At 62.3% G+C, this 18,321-nt stretch carries 19 protein-coding genes; 13 read left to right on the top strand and 6 right to left on the bottom strand.

Features of this window, described 5'->3' with window-relative positions:
• Positions 1 to 15 precede the first annotated feature (15 nt).
• Positions 16 to 906 (bottom strand): bifunctional DNA-formamidopyrimidine glycosylase/DNA-(apurinic or apyrimidinic site) lyase, encoded by an 891-nt coding sequence (gene mutM, locus NKK51_RS23085; protein ID WP_352554692.1) that lies wholly within the window; start codon positions 904 to 906, stop codon positions 16 to 18.
• A complete protein-coding gene (locus NKK51_RS23090; protein WP_352554693.1) occupies positions 899 to 2,140 on the bottom strand; it encodes a phosphopentomutase in 1,242 nt (413 codons plus the stop codon). Before NKK51_RS23090 ends, mutM begins: the two co-directional genes overlap by 8 nt.
• Positions 2,141 to 2,372: 232 nt before the next feature.
• On the opposite strand from NKK51_RS23090, the gene NKK51_RS23095 reads away from it, so the two are divergent.
• Entirely contained in the window at positions 2,373 to 3,302 is a 930-nt protein-coding gene (locus tag NKK51_RS23095; protein WP_352554694.1) for a phosphate/phosphite/phosphonate ABC transporter substrate-binding protein, read from the top strand.
• A 30-nt stretch (positions 3,303 to 3,332) separates the two neighbouring features.
• Here the strand turns inward: NKK51_RS23095 and NKK51_RS23100 are convergent, their stop codons facing one another.
• The 3 genes from NKK51_RS23100 to NKK51_RS23110 all read right to left on the bottom strand — a co-directional run bounded on the left by NKK51_RS23100 (position 3,333) and on the right by NKK51_RS23110 (position 5,130).
• On the bottom strand, positions 3,333 to 3,950 hold the full coding sequence (locus tag NKK51_RS23100) for a TadE/TadG family type IV pilus assembly protein (RefSeq protein WP_352554718.1): 618 nt from the start codon (positions 3,948 to 3,950) through the stop codon (positions 3,333 to 3,335).
• A gap of 38 nt (positions 3,951 to 3,988) precedes the next feature.
• Entirely contained in the window at positions 3,989 to 4,570 is a 582-nt protein-coding gene (locus tag NKK51_RS23105; RefSeq protein WP_352554695.1) for a TadE/TadG family type IV pilus assembly protein, read from the bottom strand.
• Between the two features lie 137 nt (positions 4,571 to 4,707).
• Positions 4,708 to 5,130, bottom strand: a complete 423-nt coding sequence (locus NKK51_RS23110; protein ID WP_013533687.1) for a pilus assembly protein N-terminal domain-containing protein — start codon at positions 5,128 to 5,130, stop codon at positions 4,708 to 4,710.
• A gap of 333 nt (positions 5,131 to 5,463) precedes the next feature.
• On the opposite strand from NKK51_RS23110, the gene NKK51_RS23115 reads away from it, so the two are divergent.
• The 9 genes from NKK51_RS23115 (at position 5,464) to NKK51_RS23155 (ending at position 14,560) form a co-directional block, all read left to right on the top strand.
• Positions 5,464 to 5,640: a Flp family type IVb pilin gene (locus NKK51_RS23115; RefSeq protein WP_352554696.1), complete on the top strand. Its 177-nt coding sequence runs from the start codon at positions 5,464 to 5,466 to the stop codon at positions 5,638 to 5,640.
• A gap of 174 nt (positions 5,641 to 5,814) precedes the next feature.
• Entirely contained in the window at positions 5,815 to 6,333 is a 519-nt protein-coding gene (locus tag NKK51_RS23120) for an A24 family peptidase (protein ID WP_352554697.1), read from the top strand.
• 213 nt (positions 6,334 to 6,546) lie between these two features.
• A complete protein-coding gene (cpaB, locus tag NKK51_RS23125) occupies positions 6,547 to 7,359 on the top strand; it encodes a Flp pilus assembly protein CpaB (RefSeq protein WP_127295258.1) in 813 nt (270 codons plus the stop codon).
• Positions 7,356 to 8,876 (top strand): type II and III secretion system protein family protein, encoded by a 1,521-nt coding sequence (locus NKK51_RS23130; RefSeq protein ID WP_352554698.1) that lies wholly within the window; start codon positions 7,356 to 7,358, stop codon positions 8,874 to 8,876. The genes cpaB and NKK51_RS23130 overlap by 4 nt, the downstream gene beginning before the upstream one ends.
• Before the next feature lie 14 nt (positions 8,877 to 8,890).
• Positions 8,891 to 9,628 (top strand): CpaD family pilus assembly protein, encoded by a 738-nt coding sequence (locus NKK51_RS23135; RefSeq protein WP_352554699.1) that lies wholly within the window; start codon positions 8,891 to 8,893, stop codon positions 9,626 to 9,628.
• 38 nt (positions 9,629 to 9,666) lie between these two features.
• Positions 9,667 to 10,956, top strand: a complete 1,290-nt coding sequence (locus tag NKK51_RS23140; RefSeq protein ID WP_352554700.1) for a CpaE/TadZ family protein — start codon at positions 9,667 to 9,669, stop codon at positions 10,954 to 10,956.
• 29 nt (positions 10,957 to 10,985) lie between these two features.
• On the top strand, positions 10,986 to 12,485 hold the full coding sequence (locus NKK51_RS23145) for a TadA family conjugal transfer-associated ATPase (RefSeq protein ID WP_352554701.1): 1,500 nt from the start codon (positions 10,986 to 10,988) through the stop codon (positions 12,483 to 12,485).
• A gap of 29 nt (positions 12,486 to 12,514) precedes the next feature.
• Complete coding sequence (locus tag NKK51_RS23150) at positions 12,515 to 13,528, top strand: type II secretion system F family protein (RefSeq protein ID WP_128304345.1); 1,014 nt, start codon at positions 12,515 to 12,517, stop codon at positions 13,526 to 13,528.
• Between the two features lie 9 nt (positions 13,529 to 13,537).
• Entirely contained in the window at positions 13,538 to 14,560 is a 1,023-nt protein-coding gene (locus NKK51_RS23155) for a type II secretion system F family protein (protein WP_023811371.1), read from the top strand.
• 84 nt (positions 14,561 to 14,644) lie between these two features.
• Here the strand turns inward: NKK51_RS23155 and NKK51_RS23160 are convergent, their stop codons facing one another.
• On the bottom strand, positions 14,645 to 15,466 hold the full coding sequence (locus tag NKK51_RS23160; protein WP_023811370.1) for a tetratricopeptide repeat protein: 822 nt from the start codon (positions 15,464 to 15,466) through the stop codon (positions 14,645 to 14,647).
• A gap of 116 nt (positions 15,467 to 15,582) precedes the next feature.
• On the opposite strand from NKK51_RS23160, the gene NKK51_RS23165 reads away from it, so the two are divergent.
• From NKK51_RS23165 to NKK51_RS23175, 3 genes are all read left to right on the top strand, one after another.
• On the top strand, positions 15,583 to 16,947 hold the full coding sequence (locus NKK51_RS23165; RefSeq protein ID WP_352554702.1) for a leucyl aminopeptidase family protein: 1,365 nt from the start codon (positions 15,583 to 15,585) through the stop codon (positions 16,945 to 16,947).
• A gap of 72 nt (positions 16,948 to 17,019) precedes the next feature.
• The gene (locus tag NKK51_RS23170) at positions 17,020 to 17,370 is read left to right on the top strand and encodes a MarR family winged helix-turn-helix transcriptional regulator (RefSeq protein WP_352554703.1); all 351 of its coding nucleotides are present in this window, start codon (positions 17,020 to 17,022) and stop codon (positions 17,368 to 17,370) included.
• A 30-nt stretch (positions 17,371 to 17,400) separates the two neighbouring features.
• Positions 17,401 to 18,261: a C40 family peptidase gene (locus NKK51_RS23175; protein ID WP_352554704.1), complete on the top strand. Its 861-nt coding sequence runs from the start codon at positions 17,401 to 17,403 to the stop codon at positions 18,259 to 18,261.
• Positions 18,262 to 18,321 lie beyond the last annotated feature (60 nt).

Here is an 18,321-nt window from a genome sequence, read left to right on the forward strand (position 1 = left end):
TGGAATTGCTCCAACTCACCGCTGACATGTCCGGCAATAAAAGGTCGATCGGCCGCTCTGCACGATCCGTTCGATGTGGCCGCCGCAGCCGGGCTTGGAGCATGCCTCGCCTTCGCGGTCGTAGACGGCGAAGGCGTGCTGGAAATAGCCCAGCGACCCATCGGTCTGCATATAGTCCCGCAGTGAGGAGCCGCCGGCTGCGATCGCATCCGATATCACCGAACGAATGGCTTGCGCGAGGTGTTCGCTTTGGGCTTGGGCTTTCTTTCCGGGCCTGGCGATCGTGCCCGCCTCGCGCAGCGGCGACAGGCCGGCACGCCACAACGCCTCCGACACATAGATGTTGCCGAGCCCGGCGATCAGCCTCTGGTCGAGAAGCGCTGCCTTCAGCGGTGATCGCCGCCCCTTCATCAATGAGGCGAGCAGCGCACCGTCCAATGTGTTGCCCGTTGGCTCGACGCCAAGTCCAGCCAGCATCGGATGAACGTCCGGCAGTCCCTCCGCAAACAACATGAAGCCGAAGCGGCGCGGATCATTGAAGATCACGCGGGACCGGGCACCGGTTGGAGACTCGACATGGAAGACGACGTGGTCGTGATTGGAGCTTTTCGAGCGGTCGTGCCGGAAGATGCCGGGCATGTCGCTGCCATCGGCCGTCTCAATGCGGAATGAGCCCGACATGCCGAGATGGCAGATCAGCACGGGGCCGCCTTCCAGGTCCATCGTCAGATACTTGGCCCGGCGGCCGAGTGCCGTGATCGTCTTGCCGGTCAGCCGCTGCGCGAATTTCTCGGGAAATGGAAAGCGCAGATCCGGTCGGCGCGCCTCGACACGGGCGATCGTGGCGCCTTCCAGAACCGGCTGCAGTCCGCGCCGGACGGTTTCGACCTCCGGCAATTCAGGCATGACCGCCGATCGCCGTATAGAAAGAAGTGCCGTAGCGTCCGGGCGCCAGCCCGAGATGCTCGGCCAGGGTCTCGCCGATGTCGGCGAATGTCGTTCTCAGTCCGATGTCGCCGCCCTTGAGACCCGGTCCAGTGCCGATCACCGGAATGCGCTCGCGCGTGTGATCGGTCCCGCCCCAGGTAGGGTCGTTGCCGTGGTCGGCCGTCAGGATGAGAAGATCGCCCTGCCGCAGCCTAGCAAATGCCTCCGGCAGCCGCAGATCGAAGGCCTCGAGCGCGGCAGCATAGCCTGCGACATCGCGGCGGTGACCGAATTCGGTGTCGAAGTCGACGAAATTGGCGAAGACGAGGTCACCGTCGCCGGCATCATCGATCGCACCCAGCGCCTCGTCGAACATCGCCATGTTGCCTGCCGCCTTGCGCGCTTGCGAAATTCCGCGATGGGCGAAGATGTCGCCGATCTTGCCGACGGCGATGACACGGCTGCCACGCGCCGTCAGCCGGTCGAGCAGGGTCGGTTCCGGCGGAGGCACGGCGTAGTCATGACGGTTGTATGTCCGCTCGAAAGTGGCGGTGGTTTCGCCGACGAACGGCCGCGCGATCACCCGTCCAATCCTCAGCGGGTCAACCAGCCTGCGCACCACCTGGCAGAATTCATAAAGCCGGTCGAGGCCGAAATGGACTTCATGCGCGGCGATTTGCAGGACCGAGTCGACCGACGTGTAGCAGATCGGCTTGCCGGTCCGGATGTGCTCCTCACCGAAGCGCTCGATGATCTCGGTGCCCGGCGCATGGCAATTGCCGAGAATGCCCGGCACCTTGCCTTCACGGATGATCGCCTCGGTCAGTTCGGCCGGAAAGGCCGGAACCGTATCCGGGAAATAGCCCCAGTCGAGGCGCACCGGCAGGCCGGCGATTTCCCAATGGCCGGATGGCGTATCCTTACCGCTCGAAACCTCCTGAGCAGCGCCGTGAAAGGCAGTTGGGAGCATATCCGCCCCGCTGTTGGCAAATCCCAGTCCCGTCGCGGTTTCGGCAGCCTTGCCAAGCCCGAGTGAGGCCATATGAGGGACAAACAGCGGTCCACTGCGAAACCCTTCGCGATCCGCACGGCCCTCCGCACAGGCCTCTGCGATGTGCGCGAATGTGTTGGCGCCGGCGTCACCGTAGCGGTCGGCGTCGGCCGCGCCGCCGATGCCGAAGGAATCCAGGACGAAGAGGAAAGCGCGCGCCATCGAGTTGTTGCCAGTTTGACCGACCAGACATAGGGTTCCGCGACTTCATTGGCAATTCGGAAACCAAACGGCAACGGGCAGGCGTGATAATCAGTGCATATCGCCCAAAAGTGCGCTGCGGTTTTGGGGGCAACGACTTGCACAAAGCAAGCAGTGCGTTGCCCAAAAGTGCGCAGCGGTTTTGGGATGACGGTCTGAGCATCGATCCAGGAAAACAGACGGCGGTTCTGTCATGAGGGTTGCGTTAAAGACATATGCCGCTCTGTTGCTGGGGCTGGGCGCGCTCGTCGGGCTCTGGTCCAACCCGGCGCATGCCGACTGGCGCGATGATATCGGCACGTTTCGCATAGGCATCGTTGCCGAGCCAGACGCCGGCAACGCCGTTCCGGGCCTGGCACTGTTGACCGACGCCTACACCAAGGCCTTGGGCATGAAGGTCGAGTTTGTCGTTGCCCGCAATTATGCCGCGCTGATCGAGGCGCAGGCCGATTCCCGCATCGAATATGCGATCTATTCGGCCACCGCCTATGCAACGGCCTCGCAGCGCTGCTTATGTATCGAACCGCTTGTCGCTCCGGTCGATTCAGACGGCGCGATCGGCATCCGCTCCGTTCTGCTGACGCGGGACGGCAAGCTGCCCGACCTTGCGGCGATGGACCGCCATCGTATCGCCATGGCGCCTTCGGACAGCGTCGGCGGTTCTCTCCTGCCATTGGCGGCGTTGGCCGCTGAAGGCCGCAAGATCGCGGAAGATGCACCGTTTCTGGCCCGTGCCGATTCGGCCGCGGCGGCCGAGACGATGCTGGTCGACGGCAAGGCTGATGGCCTGTTTGGCTGGGTGACGGCCGCTGCCGACGGCCCGCGAGAACCGTCGGGCACGCAGGCCAGGTTGGAGGCGGCAGGGCTCTCGGTGACGGCGCTTCGTGTCGTGTGGACGTCGGGTCTGCTGAGATACGGCCCGCACGCGGTCCGCAGCGATCTCGACCCGGAAGCCAAGCGTCGACTTGCCGTGTTCCTCACCAACCTCAAGTCGACGACGCCCGATATCTACGCCCTCCTGGAATCGGGACATTCCGGCGGCTTCGCTCGCGTGGCGCCAAAAGATTACGAGATGGCCGCTGCTATCGTGCGCTTCGTTTCGGACCGTGAGCCGCAGCAGTAGCGGCCCTGCGCAGGGCCTAGCTGGTTCTGTTCAACAGTCGCTGCAAGGGATCGTCACGCTTCTGCGGGGGCGCAGATAATAGGTTTCGCCCATGGTTATGTTGCTGAAAGCCGAGGTCAGTCCAAGCTTCTGTTGACTGCTCGCGCTCCACGCGATGACCGGCGTATAGCCGAGGTTGCTTTCGACGCGAATGAGAAACGTGTTGGCGACTCTGAGCGACGTCGGGATCGTTGTCTCGGTGGTGGCGCCGGCGGCACGGCTGGCGACGCCGGCGACCAATTTGCGTGACCAAACCACCAGTGCCCTCGTCGCATCGGGCGTAACCTGTATCGCCGTGATGGTGATGCTAGGGGGCGAGCGGTTGTAGGGCTGAAGGGTGACGCTGCCGATCTGCATGATGGCGTCGACATCCGCCTTGAGGACGCTTGTCTGTTGGGTGACGAGATCGGCCACCATGCTGCCGATACGACTGACCTTTTTGCTGGTCTCGATGGCTTGCGACGCTTCCATTGTGAGGAAATACATGATCAGCAGAATTGGCATGATCAAAGCAAATTCGACCGCCGCGATGCCGCGCCGATCGGACCAGAATCGACTTGCTTTCCGCCAAACTCCCGTAATCATAAGATGTGCCCCCGCACGCATCATGCCCATTGCCCTTTTCTTATACTGCTCGTGCATTCCGCTCAGTTGTCGAACGGCTCGTTCTGCCAGGTCACCGATGCGAAATGCAGGGTCTTGTTGCCGCCCATCGACTGCGCCAGCAGATCGGTCATAACAGGCCACTTGTAGAAGACCCGAAGCATGTTCCTCGACTCCGCCGCACCCGCTGTCACTGAGAACGATTGGATTGCGGTGCCTTTCGTCAGTACGACGTCGCCATTCTGGATCTTGAAGCCAGCCGTGGCCGCATCGGCGAACGACGTATATTGGCGAAGATCCACCAGCAGTTGATTGGGACAATCCTGGGAGACGATGATCTGCAGTTTCGTGCAGATCATGTCCCGCAAATTGGTTCCGGCAACGTCAGCCGCCCTCAACTGGCCGGTGCGCAGCTTGCGCGCGACATCGTCGGTGACGTTGGCCATCACCTCCTGGCCGGCAAACGAGATGCAGCTTTCCAGAATGGCAAAGACAAGCAGCGCGAAGGGGACTGAAAGGATCGCGAATTCGATTGCCGTGGCGCCGCGCCGGTCACGAAGGAAGCGGGCGAAAAACCTTGGGCGTCTCACTTTGTGGTCGCCTGCGCGACCGAATTCCTTGCTCATGTCCGATCCTGCCGATCTCTATGCGGTCTCGGAAGGAGCATTAGCGCAAACCGATTGAGGTCCGGTTTGGATGATCGTTAAAGTCGGCGCAGGCCTCTTAACCAGACAATAACCGGAACGGCAGTCGGCAACGCCACCTATCGGCTGACGCTCATCTCCGCTTCCGAAGACTTCTCCGCTTCGCTCTTGTACGAGCTTTCGCAATAGGGCGTGCACGACATCGTCTGGATTTCGGCGCGCCGATAGATGCGCACGGACGAGGCGGCTTGCCGCACCACGGTAACCTGCTCGTCGACGATGGGGCTGCCGTCCGTATCAAGCACGACCAGATTGGTGACGCCGAAGCCTTTGCCGGTGAGCACGATCGTCGAAGCGTCCTGGACCGAAGCGTCGGCGATTGCCGGGTTGCCGACCACGATGGTGTCTGCGGGACGCGACAGTTTGACGATCTTGGCCTGGTTCATCGTGACCTCGATGCCGGCGCCGGCCATGGCGGGCGCGACGAAGCTCGAGACGGCAAGAAGCGCGGCAATCAGGATTGACGATCTCGGCTGGGCCATTGAGGCGCTCCACGCAGGCGGACTGATCAACGGAACATGAACGAGATTGGTGAACCAACGGTTAAGCATGCGATGTTGCCAATCGTGCAATGGCCGACAAGGGCGCCCGCGAGGCGCGATCCGGGCGGGTCGCAAGCCTGCCAAACCCGGGACTGGAAGGCGCGGCGGTACTTTAGCCCGAAGTTAACCACGCAATATGTTCGAACCGGGAAAGGAATCGGTAAGGCTGTTTCTTAAGCCGATCGAAAGAGCTTCTCCCTAGATTGGCAGCATCCGATCAACCATCACAGAAGTTGACGGAAGTGCTGTAACACGTGGAGTAGGAGCTCTCGAATGTCTAATCTCATCGCACGTTTTGTGAAAGACGAATCCGGCGCGACCGCTATCGAATATGGTCTGATCGCCGCTCTCATCGCGCTCGCCATCATCACCGGCGCCGGCGCACTCGGCAATGCGCTCAACGGCAAGTTCACCGCTATCGGTTCCACCCTGAATACCAGCGGCGGCTAATCTGCCATATTGTTGAGCGCTTGGATTGCATTCTCGAAAAGGGCCGCCACATGGCGGTCCTTTTTCCATGCCGCTGCCAACATCCGTCGTCCTTTCGTTCTCGGCCTCATCAATCGTTAATCGAACATGCCTAGATTGGGGCCCGTGGAATTCGGACAAATAGGCACAGCGCCGATGCTTGAAGCCCTGATCTTCGTCGTTTTTCCGTTCTGCATGCTGTTTGCCGCGATCTCCGACATGCTGTCGATGACGATCGCCAATCGCGTGCCGGTGCTGCTCGTCGTCGTCTTCGCGCTGGTTGCGCCGCTGACGGGCATGGATTGGGCGGCCTATGGCGGGCATTTCGCCGCCGGCGCCCTGGTCCTGGCCGTGACGTTCGGCCTGTTTGCAATGGGCGGCATGGGCGGCGGCGACGCCAAGCTTCTGGCTGCCACCGCGATGTGGATGGGTCTCAATATCAATCTCGTCGAATACCTTGTCGCCTCGACAATCATCGGCGGCCTGCTGACGCTCGCGATCATCCTCTACCGGAAGTCGCTGCTTGCGGCCGTTACCGGCCAAAATCCGTTTCTGCGCCATTTCGCCGACGAAGCAAAAGGTGTTCCCTACGGCGTCGCGCTTGGCCTTGGCGGGTTGCTGACCTATCCGGATTCGCCTTTGATGGTATGGGCGCTTGCCAGGCTGGCGGCCTGAGCGCGATCTTATTTTTATTGTCTGTCAGCATTGCCGAAACCCCTTCTCAGCAGGGCCGGCCCGGCTGTTTTGGCCGATCAGGCCACATTCCCGCCAATTTGTGTAAACCTTAAATTAATCACGATCGTAAGTATTACATTAACCTTGTTTTGACGATTGCCGCTGCAAAGTCCGGCTTGGCTACGTGGTTTGCCAGGGCAAGGGTTCGGACAGATGCCAGCATCGCGATTGATAATTCTGAGCGTGGCGGTGGCCGCGGCGGGTGGCGCTGGCTATGTCGCGAAGAACATGGTGGCACCGCCGCCCCAGATCGTCGTCGATTCCGGCCCCCAGGCCCCGGCGGTGGCACTCCAGGATGTGCTTGTGCTTTCAGGCGACGTTCCGATGGGCAGCCCGATCCAAAACAACATCGCCTGGCAATCCTGGCCCGCCGACGGCGTCAATGCGAATTTCATCACCCGCACCGCCGAGCCCGAGGCACTGGACAAGCTGAAGAGTTCCGTTGCCCGTGTGGCGATGTATGCCGGAGAACCGCTGCGGCGGTCCAAGCTGATCGGCGAGGGGCAGAGCTTCATGTCGTCGATCCTGCCTTCCGGCATGCGGGCGGTCGCCACGGCCATCTCGGCCGACACGTCGGCCGGCGGCTTCATTCTTCCCAACGATTTCGTCGACGTCATCATGACCCGCAGGGCCGATGCCGCCAGCGGCGCCGCCGGCTTCAATACCGAGACCATCCTCAAGAACATCCGCGTCCTGGCCATCGACCAGACCATTCAGGAGGACGAGGAAGGCAAGAAGACCAGGGTAGGCCAGACTGCAACGCTGGAACTGACGCCCAAGCAGGCGGAGATCATCACCGTCGCCCAACAGATGGCTGATCGCCTGACCCTGGCGCTGCGGGCAGTCGCGGACACGCAGGAAAAGAATCTGGGTGAGGCCGACTATCTCGTTTCCGGCAATGGCCGCAGGGGAACGGTGAGGCTGATCAAGTCGGGCGAAGTTTCCGAAGTGGGAGCAAGGAAATGAGGCTAAGCGGTAAACTGCCGGCAATCGTAGCCGCGGCGTTCGGCCTGCTGCTCGTCGGATCGAATTTGCAAGGCAGCGTCGTCGAGGCAAAGAACGCGCAGGTCACGGCATCGACGGCCACCCAGCGCGTCAAGCTTGGTCTTAACAAGTCGGTGGTCATCGACCTGCCGAGCGATGCCTACGACATTCTCGTCGCCAACCCGGCGGTGGCCGATGCGGTGACCCGCACCGCAAGGCGCATCTACCTGTTCGGCAAGGCGGTCGGCGATACGAACATCTTTGTCTTTGGCCCGAATGGCGAGCAGATCGTCAGTCTGGATCTGGCTGTCGAACGCGACGTTGCTGGCCTTGAGGATTATATCAGGCGCTTCCTCCCGACGTCGGCCATCAAGGTGGAACTGCTCAATGACAACGTCGTCCTGACCGGAACGGTCGATACGCCGCTGGACGCAAAACGCGCGGTCGACCTGGCGACGATCTTCGTTTCGGGCGGTGAAGCGACGACGGGCCAATATTCGCAGACGGCGGCCGGCGGTTCGGCCCAGAGCGGTGTCGATATCAACAATCCGGACCAGGAGCGCCGCACCAGCAAGATCGTCAACCTGCTCCAGATCATCGGCGACGATCAGGTCACGCTGAAGGTGACGGTCGCCGAAGTCAGCCGTTCGGTGATGAAGCAGCTCGGCGTCAATATGGTCGGCAGCGGCGGCAGCAACGGCATCAGCTACGGCGCGCTCAGTGACCCTTTCACGGGTCTCGGCAAGCCGCTGTCGAATGCGGGCTTCAATATCGCCGCCTCGGGGCTGCAGGCCTATATCAACGCCATGGAGCAGTCCGGGGTCATGAAGACCCTGGCTGAGCCGACCCTGACCGCCGTGTCCGGTGAGAAGGCGACCTTCAAGGTCGGTGGTGAATACAATATGGTGACCGGCGTTTCCGCGAACGTATCGCAAGACAACCAGACCGGCCTGAAGACCTACAGCGTTGAAAAGATCGAGTACGGCATCGGCCTGGAATTCCAGCCGGTGGTGTTGTCTCCCGGCCGCATAAGCCTGAAAGTCCGAACCTCGGTTTCCGAACCGACAACCGAGGGGTCCGTGTCGGCATCCACGGACAATCAGAGTATCGGCATGAATGCCCTTTCGCTGCGCAAGCGTCTTGCCGACACGACGGTGGAATTGCCATCTGGCGGCTCCATGATGATCGCCGGCCTGGTTCGCGACGATGTCAGGCAAGCCGTCAACGGCTTGCCCGGGCTGACAAAGATACCGGTGCTCGGCGCGCTTTTCCGCAGCAGGGACTTCGTGCGCAACGAGACCGAACTCGTCATCATCATCACGCCCTATCTGGTGAAGCCGGTGGCGCGCAACGACCTTGCCAAGCCGGACGACAATTTCAACGCCGCCAGCGATGGCGCCGGCATGTTCCTCGGCCGCGTCAATCGCGTCTACGGCACCATGCAGACCGACAAGCCCAACGGCCGCTACCACGGCGTCGTCGGCTTCATCTACAAGTAAGCGGGGAAGCGGACATGTCTCAGTCAGCATTGAAGGCAAGCACCATCGCCACAACGATGCGCTTTGGCCGTTCGCAGGTCTGCCGGCGAGCCGTTCCGGTCGTGGCGGTTGTGGTTGTGGCGCTGCTCGCCGGCTGCGCCCATCGCGACAGCATCACCGTCGGCGCCATCCCGGATGACTATCGCACCAACCATCCGATCGTGATCGCGGAGAAGAATCAGAAGATAGACCTGCCGGTGGGCGCCGGTGACCGCGGCATGACCGGCTCGCAGCGCGATACGCTTTCGGGCTTTCTCGACGGTTACGACAAGAGCGCCGCCCCGGCGCTGACGATCGCAATCCCGATCGGCTCGGCCAACGAGATCGCCGCGGCCGCTGCCGGGCGCGATTTCGCCAGGCTGGCGGTCGCCAGCGGCATCAAGCGCAACCGGATCGTCATGACGTCCTATCAATCTGATTCCGCCGAAACCTCGGCCCCGGTTCGCGTCGCCTTTATCTCGGTGAGGGCCCAGACCGACAAATGCGGACGCTGGCCCGATGACCTGGGCGACACCTCGGAAAACAAGCACTATGCCGATTTCGGCTGCTCCTACCAGAACAATCTTGCCGCCCAGATGGCCAATCCGGCCGATCTGCTCGGCCCGCGCAAGCCCACCACAATCGATGCTGAAAATCGCGGCGCGGTGATCGATGTCTATCGTGCAAGAGGCATTTCGGACGAGTTCCTCGGCAATTCGGAAGTGACGTACTGAGCCGCCAGTCTCGGATTGAACAGGCCACGGGAAAGAGCATGACGATGAGCAACCTTGCCTACGACGCCCCGGTGGACGGCAGCGATACCTCGCAGCAGGACATCGCCGCGATGCAGGCATTGCGGCCGATCCCGCGCATCTCGATCCAGGCATTCTGCGAGACCGAGGGCGTTGCCAATCCGGTCGAGCGCGCCGGCGAGGACCGCCGCATGACGAAGGCGCATCTCAAGGTCCATATGGGCGGCGTCCCCACCGCCATTGAATTCTACCAGTCGGCGCCGACGCCCAACCTGATCCTGCTGGAATCGCGCAGCGAGCCGAAGCAATTGCTGGAGCAGCTCGCCCAGCTTTCGGAATATTGCGATCCGACCTCGAAGGTGGTGGTGATCGGTCATTACAATGATGTCGGTCTCTACCGCGAGCTCATCCGCAACGGCATTTCCGAATATGTGATCGCACCGGTGTCGATGGCCGACATCGTCAGCGTGGTGTCGTCGATTTTTATCGATCCGGAAGCCGAGCCGCTCGGCCGCTCGATCGCCTTTGTCGGCGCCAAGGGCGGTGTCGGCTCCTCGACGATCGCACACAATGTGGCCTGGGCGATGTCCTCCCTGTTCAAATCCGAAGTGGTCGTCGCCGATCTCGATCTGGCTTTCGGCACCGCCAACATGAATTTCGACCAAGATCCGGCGCAAGGCATCGCCGAGGCAGTGTTTTCGCCGGAGCGTATCGATGAAGTCTATCTTGACCGGCTGCTGACTCAATGCGCCGAGCATCTGTCGCTGCTGGCAGCGCCTTCGACGCTCGATCGAGTTTATGATTTCGATGCCGAGGCCTTCGTTCAGCTCATCGACACCGCCCAGCGCAGCGTGCCGCTTCTGGTGCTAGACGTCCCCCATGCCTGGACGGGCTGGACCAAGAACACCCTGGTCAAGGCCGACGAGATCGTCATCACCGCGACACCGGAACTTGCCAATCTGCGCAACACCAAGAACCTCGTCGATATGCTCAAGCGGCTTCGTCCCAATGATCCGCCGCCCAAGCTGATCATCAACCAGGCCGGCGTGCCGAAGCGCCCGGAGATTTCGCCGTCCGACTTCGCCGAGCCGCTCGGCTTGTCGCCAATGTCGGTCATTGCTTTTGATCCGTTGCTGTTCGGCAATGCCGCCAACAACGGACGCATGCTTGGCGAAATGGATGCCAAGAACCCGGTCGTCGCAATGATCAACGAAATGGCGCATGTGCTGACCGGGCGCAGCGAAATCAAGATCAAGAAGAAGGCCGGGCTCGGCAGCCTGCTCGGCAAGCTCTCGCGCAACAAGAAGTGACGCTTCAGCAGTGGAATCGGTAGTCGATCATGTTTGGTAAAAGAGGCAGCGACGACGGCAACCGGTTCACGCCGGAATTTCGCCAGCCAGCACCGGCGCCTGTTGCGCCGCCGGCTGCAGGTTCCATGGACACGGCGGTTCTGACCCGGCCCGCGGCGCCAAGCGCGCCTGTCGCGCCGCCGGCGCGCCGTGCGGTCGAAGCACCGCCATTGGCGCCTGAGCCGAAGCGGGCACAGCGCGAAAAGAGCGAAACTTATTACGATACCAAGAGCCAGGTCTTCTCCGCGCTCATCGACACCATCGATCTGTCGCAGCTTTCCAAGCTTGATCCTGAAAGTGCGCGCGAGGAAATCCGCGATATCGTCAACGACATCATCGCGATCAAGAACTTCGCAATGACGATCGCCGAGCAGGAAGAGCTGCTCGAGGACATCTGCAACGACGTGCTCGGCTATGGGCCGCTCGAGCCGCTGCTCGCCCGCGACGACATCGCCGACATCATGGTCAACGGCTCCAGGAACGTCTACATCGAAGTCAACGGCAAGGTCGAACAGACCGGCATCCGCTTTCGTGACAACCAGCAGCTCCTCAACATCTGCCAGCGTATCGTCAGCCAGGTTGGCCGCCGCGTCGACGAATCCAGCCCGATCTGCGACGCGCGCCTTCCCGACGGCTCCCGCGTCAACGTCATCGCGCCGCCACTCTCCATCGATGGCGCCACGCTCACCATCCGCAAATTCAAGAAGGACAAGCTGACGCTCGATCAATTGGTCAAGTTCGGCGCCATCTCGCCGCAGGGCGCCGAAGTCCTCAAGATCATCAGCCGTGTTCGCTGCAACATCGTGATCTCGGGCGGCACCGGTTCGGGCAAGACGACGCTGCTCAATTGCCTGACCAACTATATCGACCGCGAGGAGCGCGTCATCACCTGCGAAGACTCGGCCGAGCTGCAATTGCAGCAGCCGCATGTGGTACGCCTCGAAACCCGCCCGCCCAATCTGGAGGGCGAGGGTGAGGTGACGATGCGTGACCTGGTCAAGAACTGCCTGCGCATGCGGCCCGAGCGCATCATCGTCGGCGAAGTGCGTGGACCCGAAGTGTTCGATCTTCTGCAGGCGATGAACACCGGCCATGACGGCTCGATGGGCACGATCCACTCGAACAGCCCGCGCGAATGCCTGAACCGTATCGAATCCATGATCGCCATGGGCGGTTATTCGCTGCCGCAAAAGACAGTGCGCGAAATCGTCGTCGGCTCCATCGACGTGATCATCCAGGCGGCGCGCCTGCGCGACGGATCGCGCCGCATCACCCACATCACCGAGGTGATCGGGATGGAAGGCGACGTCATTATCACGCAGGATATCGTCCTCTACAACATCAAGGGTGAGGACGCCAACGGCCGGCTGTTGGGTGAGCACGTATCGACCGGCATAGGCCGTCCGCATTTCTGGGAGCGCGCACGTTATTACGGCGAGGAGCAGCGTCTCGCCATTGCGCTCGAGGCGATGGAGAAACGCGCTGACTGACGTGTGCTGGGGTGTAAGGGTTCGGGCCAATGTTTGGAATTGACGGCACAGTACTGGCGTTTGTCGTGCTCGCCGGCTTCAGCGCCGGCGCCGTCGCTTATGCATTTCTGTTCACCCGGATCAGCAACGAGAAACAGGTCGGCAAGCGGCTCGAAACGATCAGGACCGCCGAGACGGATCGCTCCGTGGTCAAGGCCTCGCGCGACCGCGTGGCGGAAGCCACCAAGCGGCGCAAATCGGTTCAGGATTCTCTCAACGAACTCGACGCCAAGCAGAAAACCAAGGACAGCCGCGTCAAGAAACCGCCGCTGAAAGCCCAGCTTCGTCAGGCCGACCTCAAGACCACCATCGAGCGTTTCTATATATATTCCGCAATATGCGGCATCGTTTTGACGATGGTCGCCTTTGTGGCCGGAGCCCCGCTGATCGCCTTGCCGGGCGTGCTGCTGGCCGGGGGGCTGGGCCTGCCGCGCTGGTTCGTCACGTTTCGTCGCGCCCGCCGGGTCAAGGCATTCCTCAACGAATTTCCAAATGCGCTCGACATCATCGTGCGTGCGGTCAAATCCGGCCTGCCGCTGAACGACGCCGTGCGCCTGATCGCCAACGAATCGCCCGAACCCGTGAAGACCGAGTTTCGCCGCATCGTCGATTCACAGCAGATGGGCCTCTCTATCCCCGACGCGACCTTGCGCATGCCCGAAACCATGCCTTGCACCGAGGCAAGCTTCTTCGGCATCGTTATCCAGATTCAATCGCAGGCCGGCGGCAATCTCTCCGAGGCGCTGGGCAATCTTTCGCGCGTGCTTCGCGATCGCAAGAAGATGAAAGCCAAGGTCGCGGCGCTGTCGATGGAAGCGAAGGCGTCCGCCGCGATCATCGGTGCGCTGCCCTTCATCGTCGCCTTTCTCGTCTACCTGTCGAGCCCGGCCTACCTGATGCCGCTGTTCAACACCAGCGTCGGAAACCTGATCCTTGGTTGCTCTGCGGTCTGGATGTCGATCGGCATCCTGGTGATGCGCAAGATGATGAACTTCGAAGTCTAGGATGCTGGCATGACCGAGCAAGTCATCAAGACCCTGACGGATCCGAGCTTCCTGATCGCGATGCTGGTCGCGATAGCGGTGTTTGCGACCGTCCTCACCTTGCTGCCGGCGTTTGGCGGAAACCAGCTCAAGTCACGCATGAAATCCGTTGCGCTGGAACGCGACGAACTGCGTGCGCAACAGCGCGCCCGGCTTGCGGTCGAGGCCGACCGCCGTCGCAAGGGCTTGCGCGAGGAACAGTCGATCGGCATGCGCAACATTGTCGACCGGCTGGATCTGAGACGCGCGCTCGCCGATGAGAGCACATTGCAGAAACTCAAGGTGGCCGGTTTTCGTGGACAGAATCCGCTGACGCGGTTCCTTTTCTTCCGTCTCGTGCTTCCTTTTGTCGGTTTCGCGCTGGCCGCAATCTACATCTTCGTGCTCGGAGGGCTGCCCGACAAGCCACTGGTCATCAGGCTGTTCGTCTGCGTCCTCGTTGCTTACGGCGGCTTCTACGCACCGGTCATCTACGTCAACAACCGCGCCACCAAGCGCAAGCAGTCGATCCAGATGGCATGGCCGGATGGGCTCGATCTGATGCTGATCTGCGTCGAATCGGGCATGTCGGTGGAAGCGGCACTGCGCAAGGTCGCCGACGAGATCGGTGCGCAATCGGTGGCGCTGGCGGAAGAATTCATCCTCACCAACGCCGAGCTTTCCTATCTGCCGGAGCGCAAGCAGGCCTACGAGAACCTGGCAAGCCGCACCGGCCTGGATTCGGTCAAGTCGGTGTCGCAGGCGCTCGTCCAGGCCGAGCGTTACGGCACGCCGGTGGCGCATGCACTGCGCGTGCTTGCCGCCGAAAGCCGCGACATGCGCATGAATGCGGCCGAGAAGAAGGCGGCCGCCCTGCCGCCAAAACTTACCGTGCCGATGATCCTGTTTTTCCTGCCGGTGCTCTTCGCCATCATTTTGGGTCCCGCCGGCATTCAGGTCAGCCAACGCGGTATCTTCGGCGATCATGCGGCGCCGGCAACAAACGCCCAGTAGCGGCGAGGTAAATTCCTGCATTCCCTCAAACGAAGAAGCCGCGCATGCAGCGCGGCTTCTTCGTTGGGCATCGGGATTGTGGTCTCAGTTGGTCGCGGATTTCGGCTTGTCCTGGTCCTTGAGCTGGCTCCAGGCATTCTGCTGGGCCAACATCTGCCTGAGATAGGCGACGTTTGCCTGCGCCTGTTCGGGCGAGAGCTCCTGCGAGGCGATCTTCTCGGCCTCGTCGAACCGGCCTTGCAGGCCGACGACCAGTGCCAGGTTCTGGCGGACGCGGCTGTCCGCGTTCGGCTGTTGCGCGGCCGAGCGCATGTAGGTTTCGGCGGTGCGCAGGTCACCTTCCAGCACATACGACATGCCAAGATTGGAGAGCACGGAAGGCTCGTTCGGCTTGAGGTCGAGCGCCTTGCGGTAAAGCCTGCGCGCATCGTCCTTCTGACCGGTCTGGTCGAGAATGGCCGCTTCGGCCGACACCAGCTTCCAGTCGGGATATTCCGGTGTCTGAGCGCGGCGCACGGCGTCGAGCGCCGCCTCGAACTGGCCATTGGCGGCCAGCGCCTTGCCATAGGAGGCAAGCACGTCACGATCCTTGGGCAAAGCGATGGCGAGCTTGCGCATCACGGCCAGCGACTGATCGGCGTCGCCATCCATCTGCAATGCCGCCGCATAGTTCGTCGCTATCCGCTTGTCGTTGGGGTTCTTCGCGTAGGATTGGCCAAGTGCGCCGGTGGCATTGTGCAGTTCGCCGGCCGACATGCTTTCCAGCGGTTTGCCGCTGGTGCGTGCGATAGAGCCGGTGGAGAGCTTGTCGGTTCCGCAACCGGCGACGCCCGCCGTCAGCGCCAGCACAAGAGCCGTGGTGATGAGCCGTTTTCCCCTGGCATTCATCCTGCGGTTGGTCGGCATGGCACCCTAAGCCTCCATTCATGCGCGGCCATTGCGTGGCCGTCTTCCCTCCCGCAGAAATATTCTGTTAACCCTAACGGACGGTTAAGAACGGCGACTCACACGGAGAACATCGCATGCCTGTCGAACTCGTCGGGAAGACATTGCCGGGCGCGCTACCGGTCCATCTGGTCGCCAGGGACGGTCTGGACGCGGCCGGCCTTGCGCCGGCCGCTGTCGCCTGGGCCAGGGCCAACGGCTTTTCCGGCGAGGCAGGCAGGACGCTGGTCGTGCCCGGCGAAAACGGGGCGCTCGGCGGCGCCTTGTTCGGCGTCGGCGATGGCGAAGGCGCGCTCGCCCTCGGCGCACTGTCGAAGGCCTTGCCGGAAGGCGACTGGCATTTCGCCTCGGCGCCGGTCGAGCCCGAACTCGCGGCCACCGCACTGGTGCTCGGCGGCTATGTCTTCACCCGTTACGGCAAGAAGTCAGGCAGGGCGCTACGCTTCGGCCTGCCGGCAGGCGTCGATGCCGGGCGCGTTCGCCGCATTGCCGATGGCGTCTTCCTGACACGCGATCTGGTCAACACGCCGACCAGCGATATGGGCCCGGAAGATTTGGAGGAGGCGGTGCGGACCCTGGCTGCCAGGCACAAGGCCGAAGTCTCGGTGGTCAAGGGTGACGATCTCCTCGACCGGAATTTCCCGATGATCCATGCTGTCGGCCGTGCGTCGGCCGGCGCGCCGCGCCTTATCGATATGCAGTGGGGGCAGCAAGGGGCGCCGAAGGTAACGCTGGTCGGCAAGGGCGTCTGCTTCGACACGGGCGGTCTCGACATCAAGCCATCGTCCGGCATGCTGCTGATGAAAAAGGACATGGGCGGTGCCGCCAATGTCCTTGGCCTTGCCTCGATGATCATGGCTGCCGGGCTGAATGTGCGGCTGCGCGTGCTCATTCCCGCGGTCGAAAATTCGATTGCCGGCAACGCCTTCCGGCCTGGCGACGTGCTGGTGAGCCGCAAGGGCATCACTGTCGAGATCGGCAACACGGATGCCGAGGGACGGCTGGTGCTGGCCGATGCGCTGGCGCTGGCCGACGAGGAGGAGCCTCAGCTTCTGGTCGACATGGCGACACTGACCGGGGCTGCCCGTGTCGCGCTCGGCCCCGATCTGCCGCCATTTTACACAAGTGACGAAGCGCTGGCATCCGATCTTGCGGCGGCTTCCGTCGCGGTCGAGGATCCGCTGTGGCGCATGCCGCTGTGGCAGCCCTACGATTCAAAACTGTCGTCGAAGATCGCCGACATCAACAATGTCACCCCGGATGGTTTCGCCGGCTCGATCACGGCGGCGCTGTTCCTCAAGCGCTTCGTCGAAAAAACCGCGGGCTGGGCGCATTTCGACCTCTTCGCCTGGAACCCGGCTGACCGTCCGCATGGCCCCGCCGGCGGCGAGGCGCAAGGCATCCGCGCGCTGGAGCGGATCATCGCGAAACGCTACGGCTGACAGTCGCAGGCGAGAGACGGCAATCGCTTTGACTGAAACGGAACCGAAACAATTTGCCGTCATGCTGGCGCGATGTCGATTGCGATGCGCCCGAGCCAGGCCTTGCGACTGTGGCAGCAGGTGATGCTGTCGCAGGTGCGCGACGACGTGCCCGATCTGACCATGCGCCAGACGGCAATCCTGTTCACCATCTATCTCGATCCGCCGCCGCACACCGTGCGCGGGCTCGCCGCGCGCCTCAATGTCACCAAGCCCGTGATCACCCGCGCGCTCGACACGATGGGCGCTTTGAAACTCGTCTCGCGCCATCGCGACGAACTCGACAAGCGCAATGTTCTGATCAGGCGCACGGTCGAGGGCGCGCTCTTTGTTGAGCGCTTCGGCGATGGTATCATCGCCAAGGCGCTCGAACTGCCGATGTGAGCGAATTACCTTTTCAACAGAGTGCTCGATTTGACTGCCAGGGATGCCCGCCTTCACGCTTTTCGCTCCGACCTTGCCGATGCACGGCTGAAGGGCGAGGTCGCCGCCGAGCGCTTCGTCGCCGGCCGGCCGGCGCGGGTCACCGCCTCAGTGGCCGATATGCGCAAGGCGCCGCGGCCGGACGCCGGGGTCAACACGCAACTTTTGTTCGGCGACGATGTCCTGGTCTTCGATGTCGCTGAAGGCTGGGCCTGGGTTCAGGCCGAACGCGACGGCTATGTCGGCTACGTCGCCGACACGATGCTGGGCAAACGGGACCATGCGCCGACGCACATCGTCTGCGTGCCGCGCACCTTCCTCTACCCCGGGCCGGATCTGCGCTTTCCAATCGCCGGACAATTGTCGATGGGATCGACGGTGACAGTGACGGAGGCCGCCGAGACGCGCGGTACGCACTATGCGGTCCTGCCTTCCGGCGAGGCGCTGATCGCAGGTCACCTGCGGCCGCTCAGGGAAGCTGCCTCCGACTATGTCGCGGTTGCCGAGGCGTTTCTCGGCACGCCCTATCTCTGGGGTGGCACTTCCGGTTTCGGCATCGATTGTTCGGGGCTGGTGCAACTGGCGATGCGCATGGCCGGCAGCGACGTGCTGCGCGATTCCGACATGCAGGCGGCGACACTTGGCGGGCCGCTGGAACCGGCACCTGATTTCTCCGGGTTGCGACGTGGCGATCTGGTGTTCTGGAAGGGCCATGTCGCCGTCATGACCGATGCCGACACGATGATCCACGCCAACGGCCACACCATGCTGGTGTCGCACGAGGGACTGAAAGACGCCGTCGCGCGCATCGGCTATCTCTATGGCAGCCCGACAGGGTTTCGGCGGCCTTAGGGAAGAACGATCCCCTTTTGTTCCGATTCTTCTTGGCGATTAGCCGCCGTCGCGCTACCT

It is taken from the genome of Mesorhizobium sp. M0011, from assembly GCF_040324155.1.
Classification (GTDB): Bacteria; Pseudomonadota; Alphaproteobacteria; order Rhizobiales; family Rhizobiaceae; genus Mesorhizobium.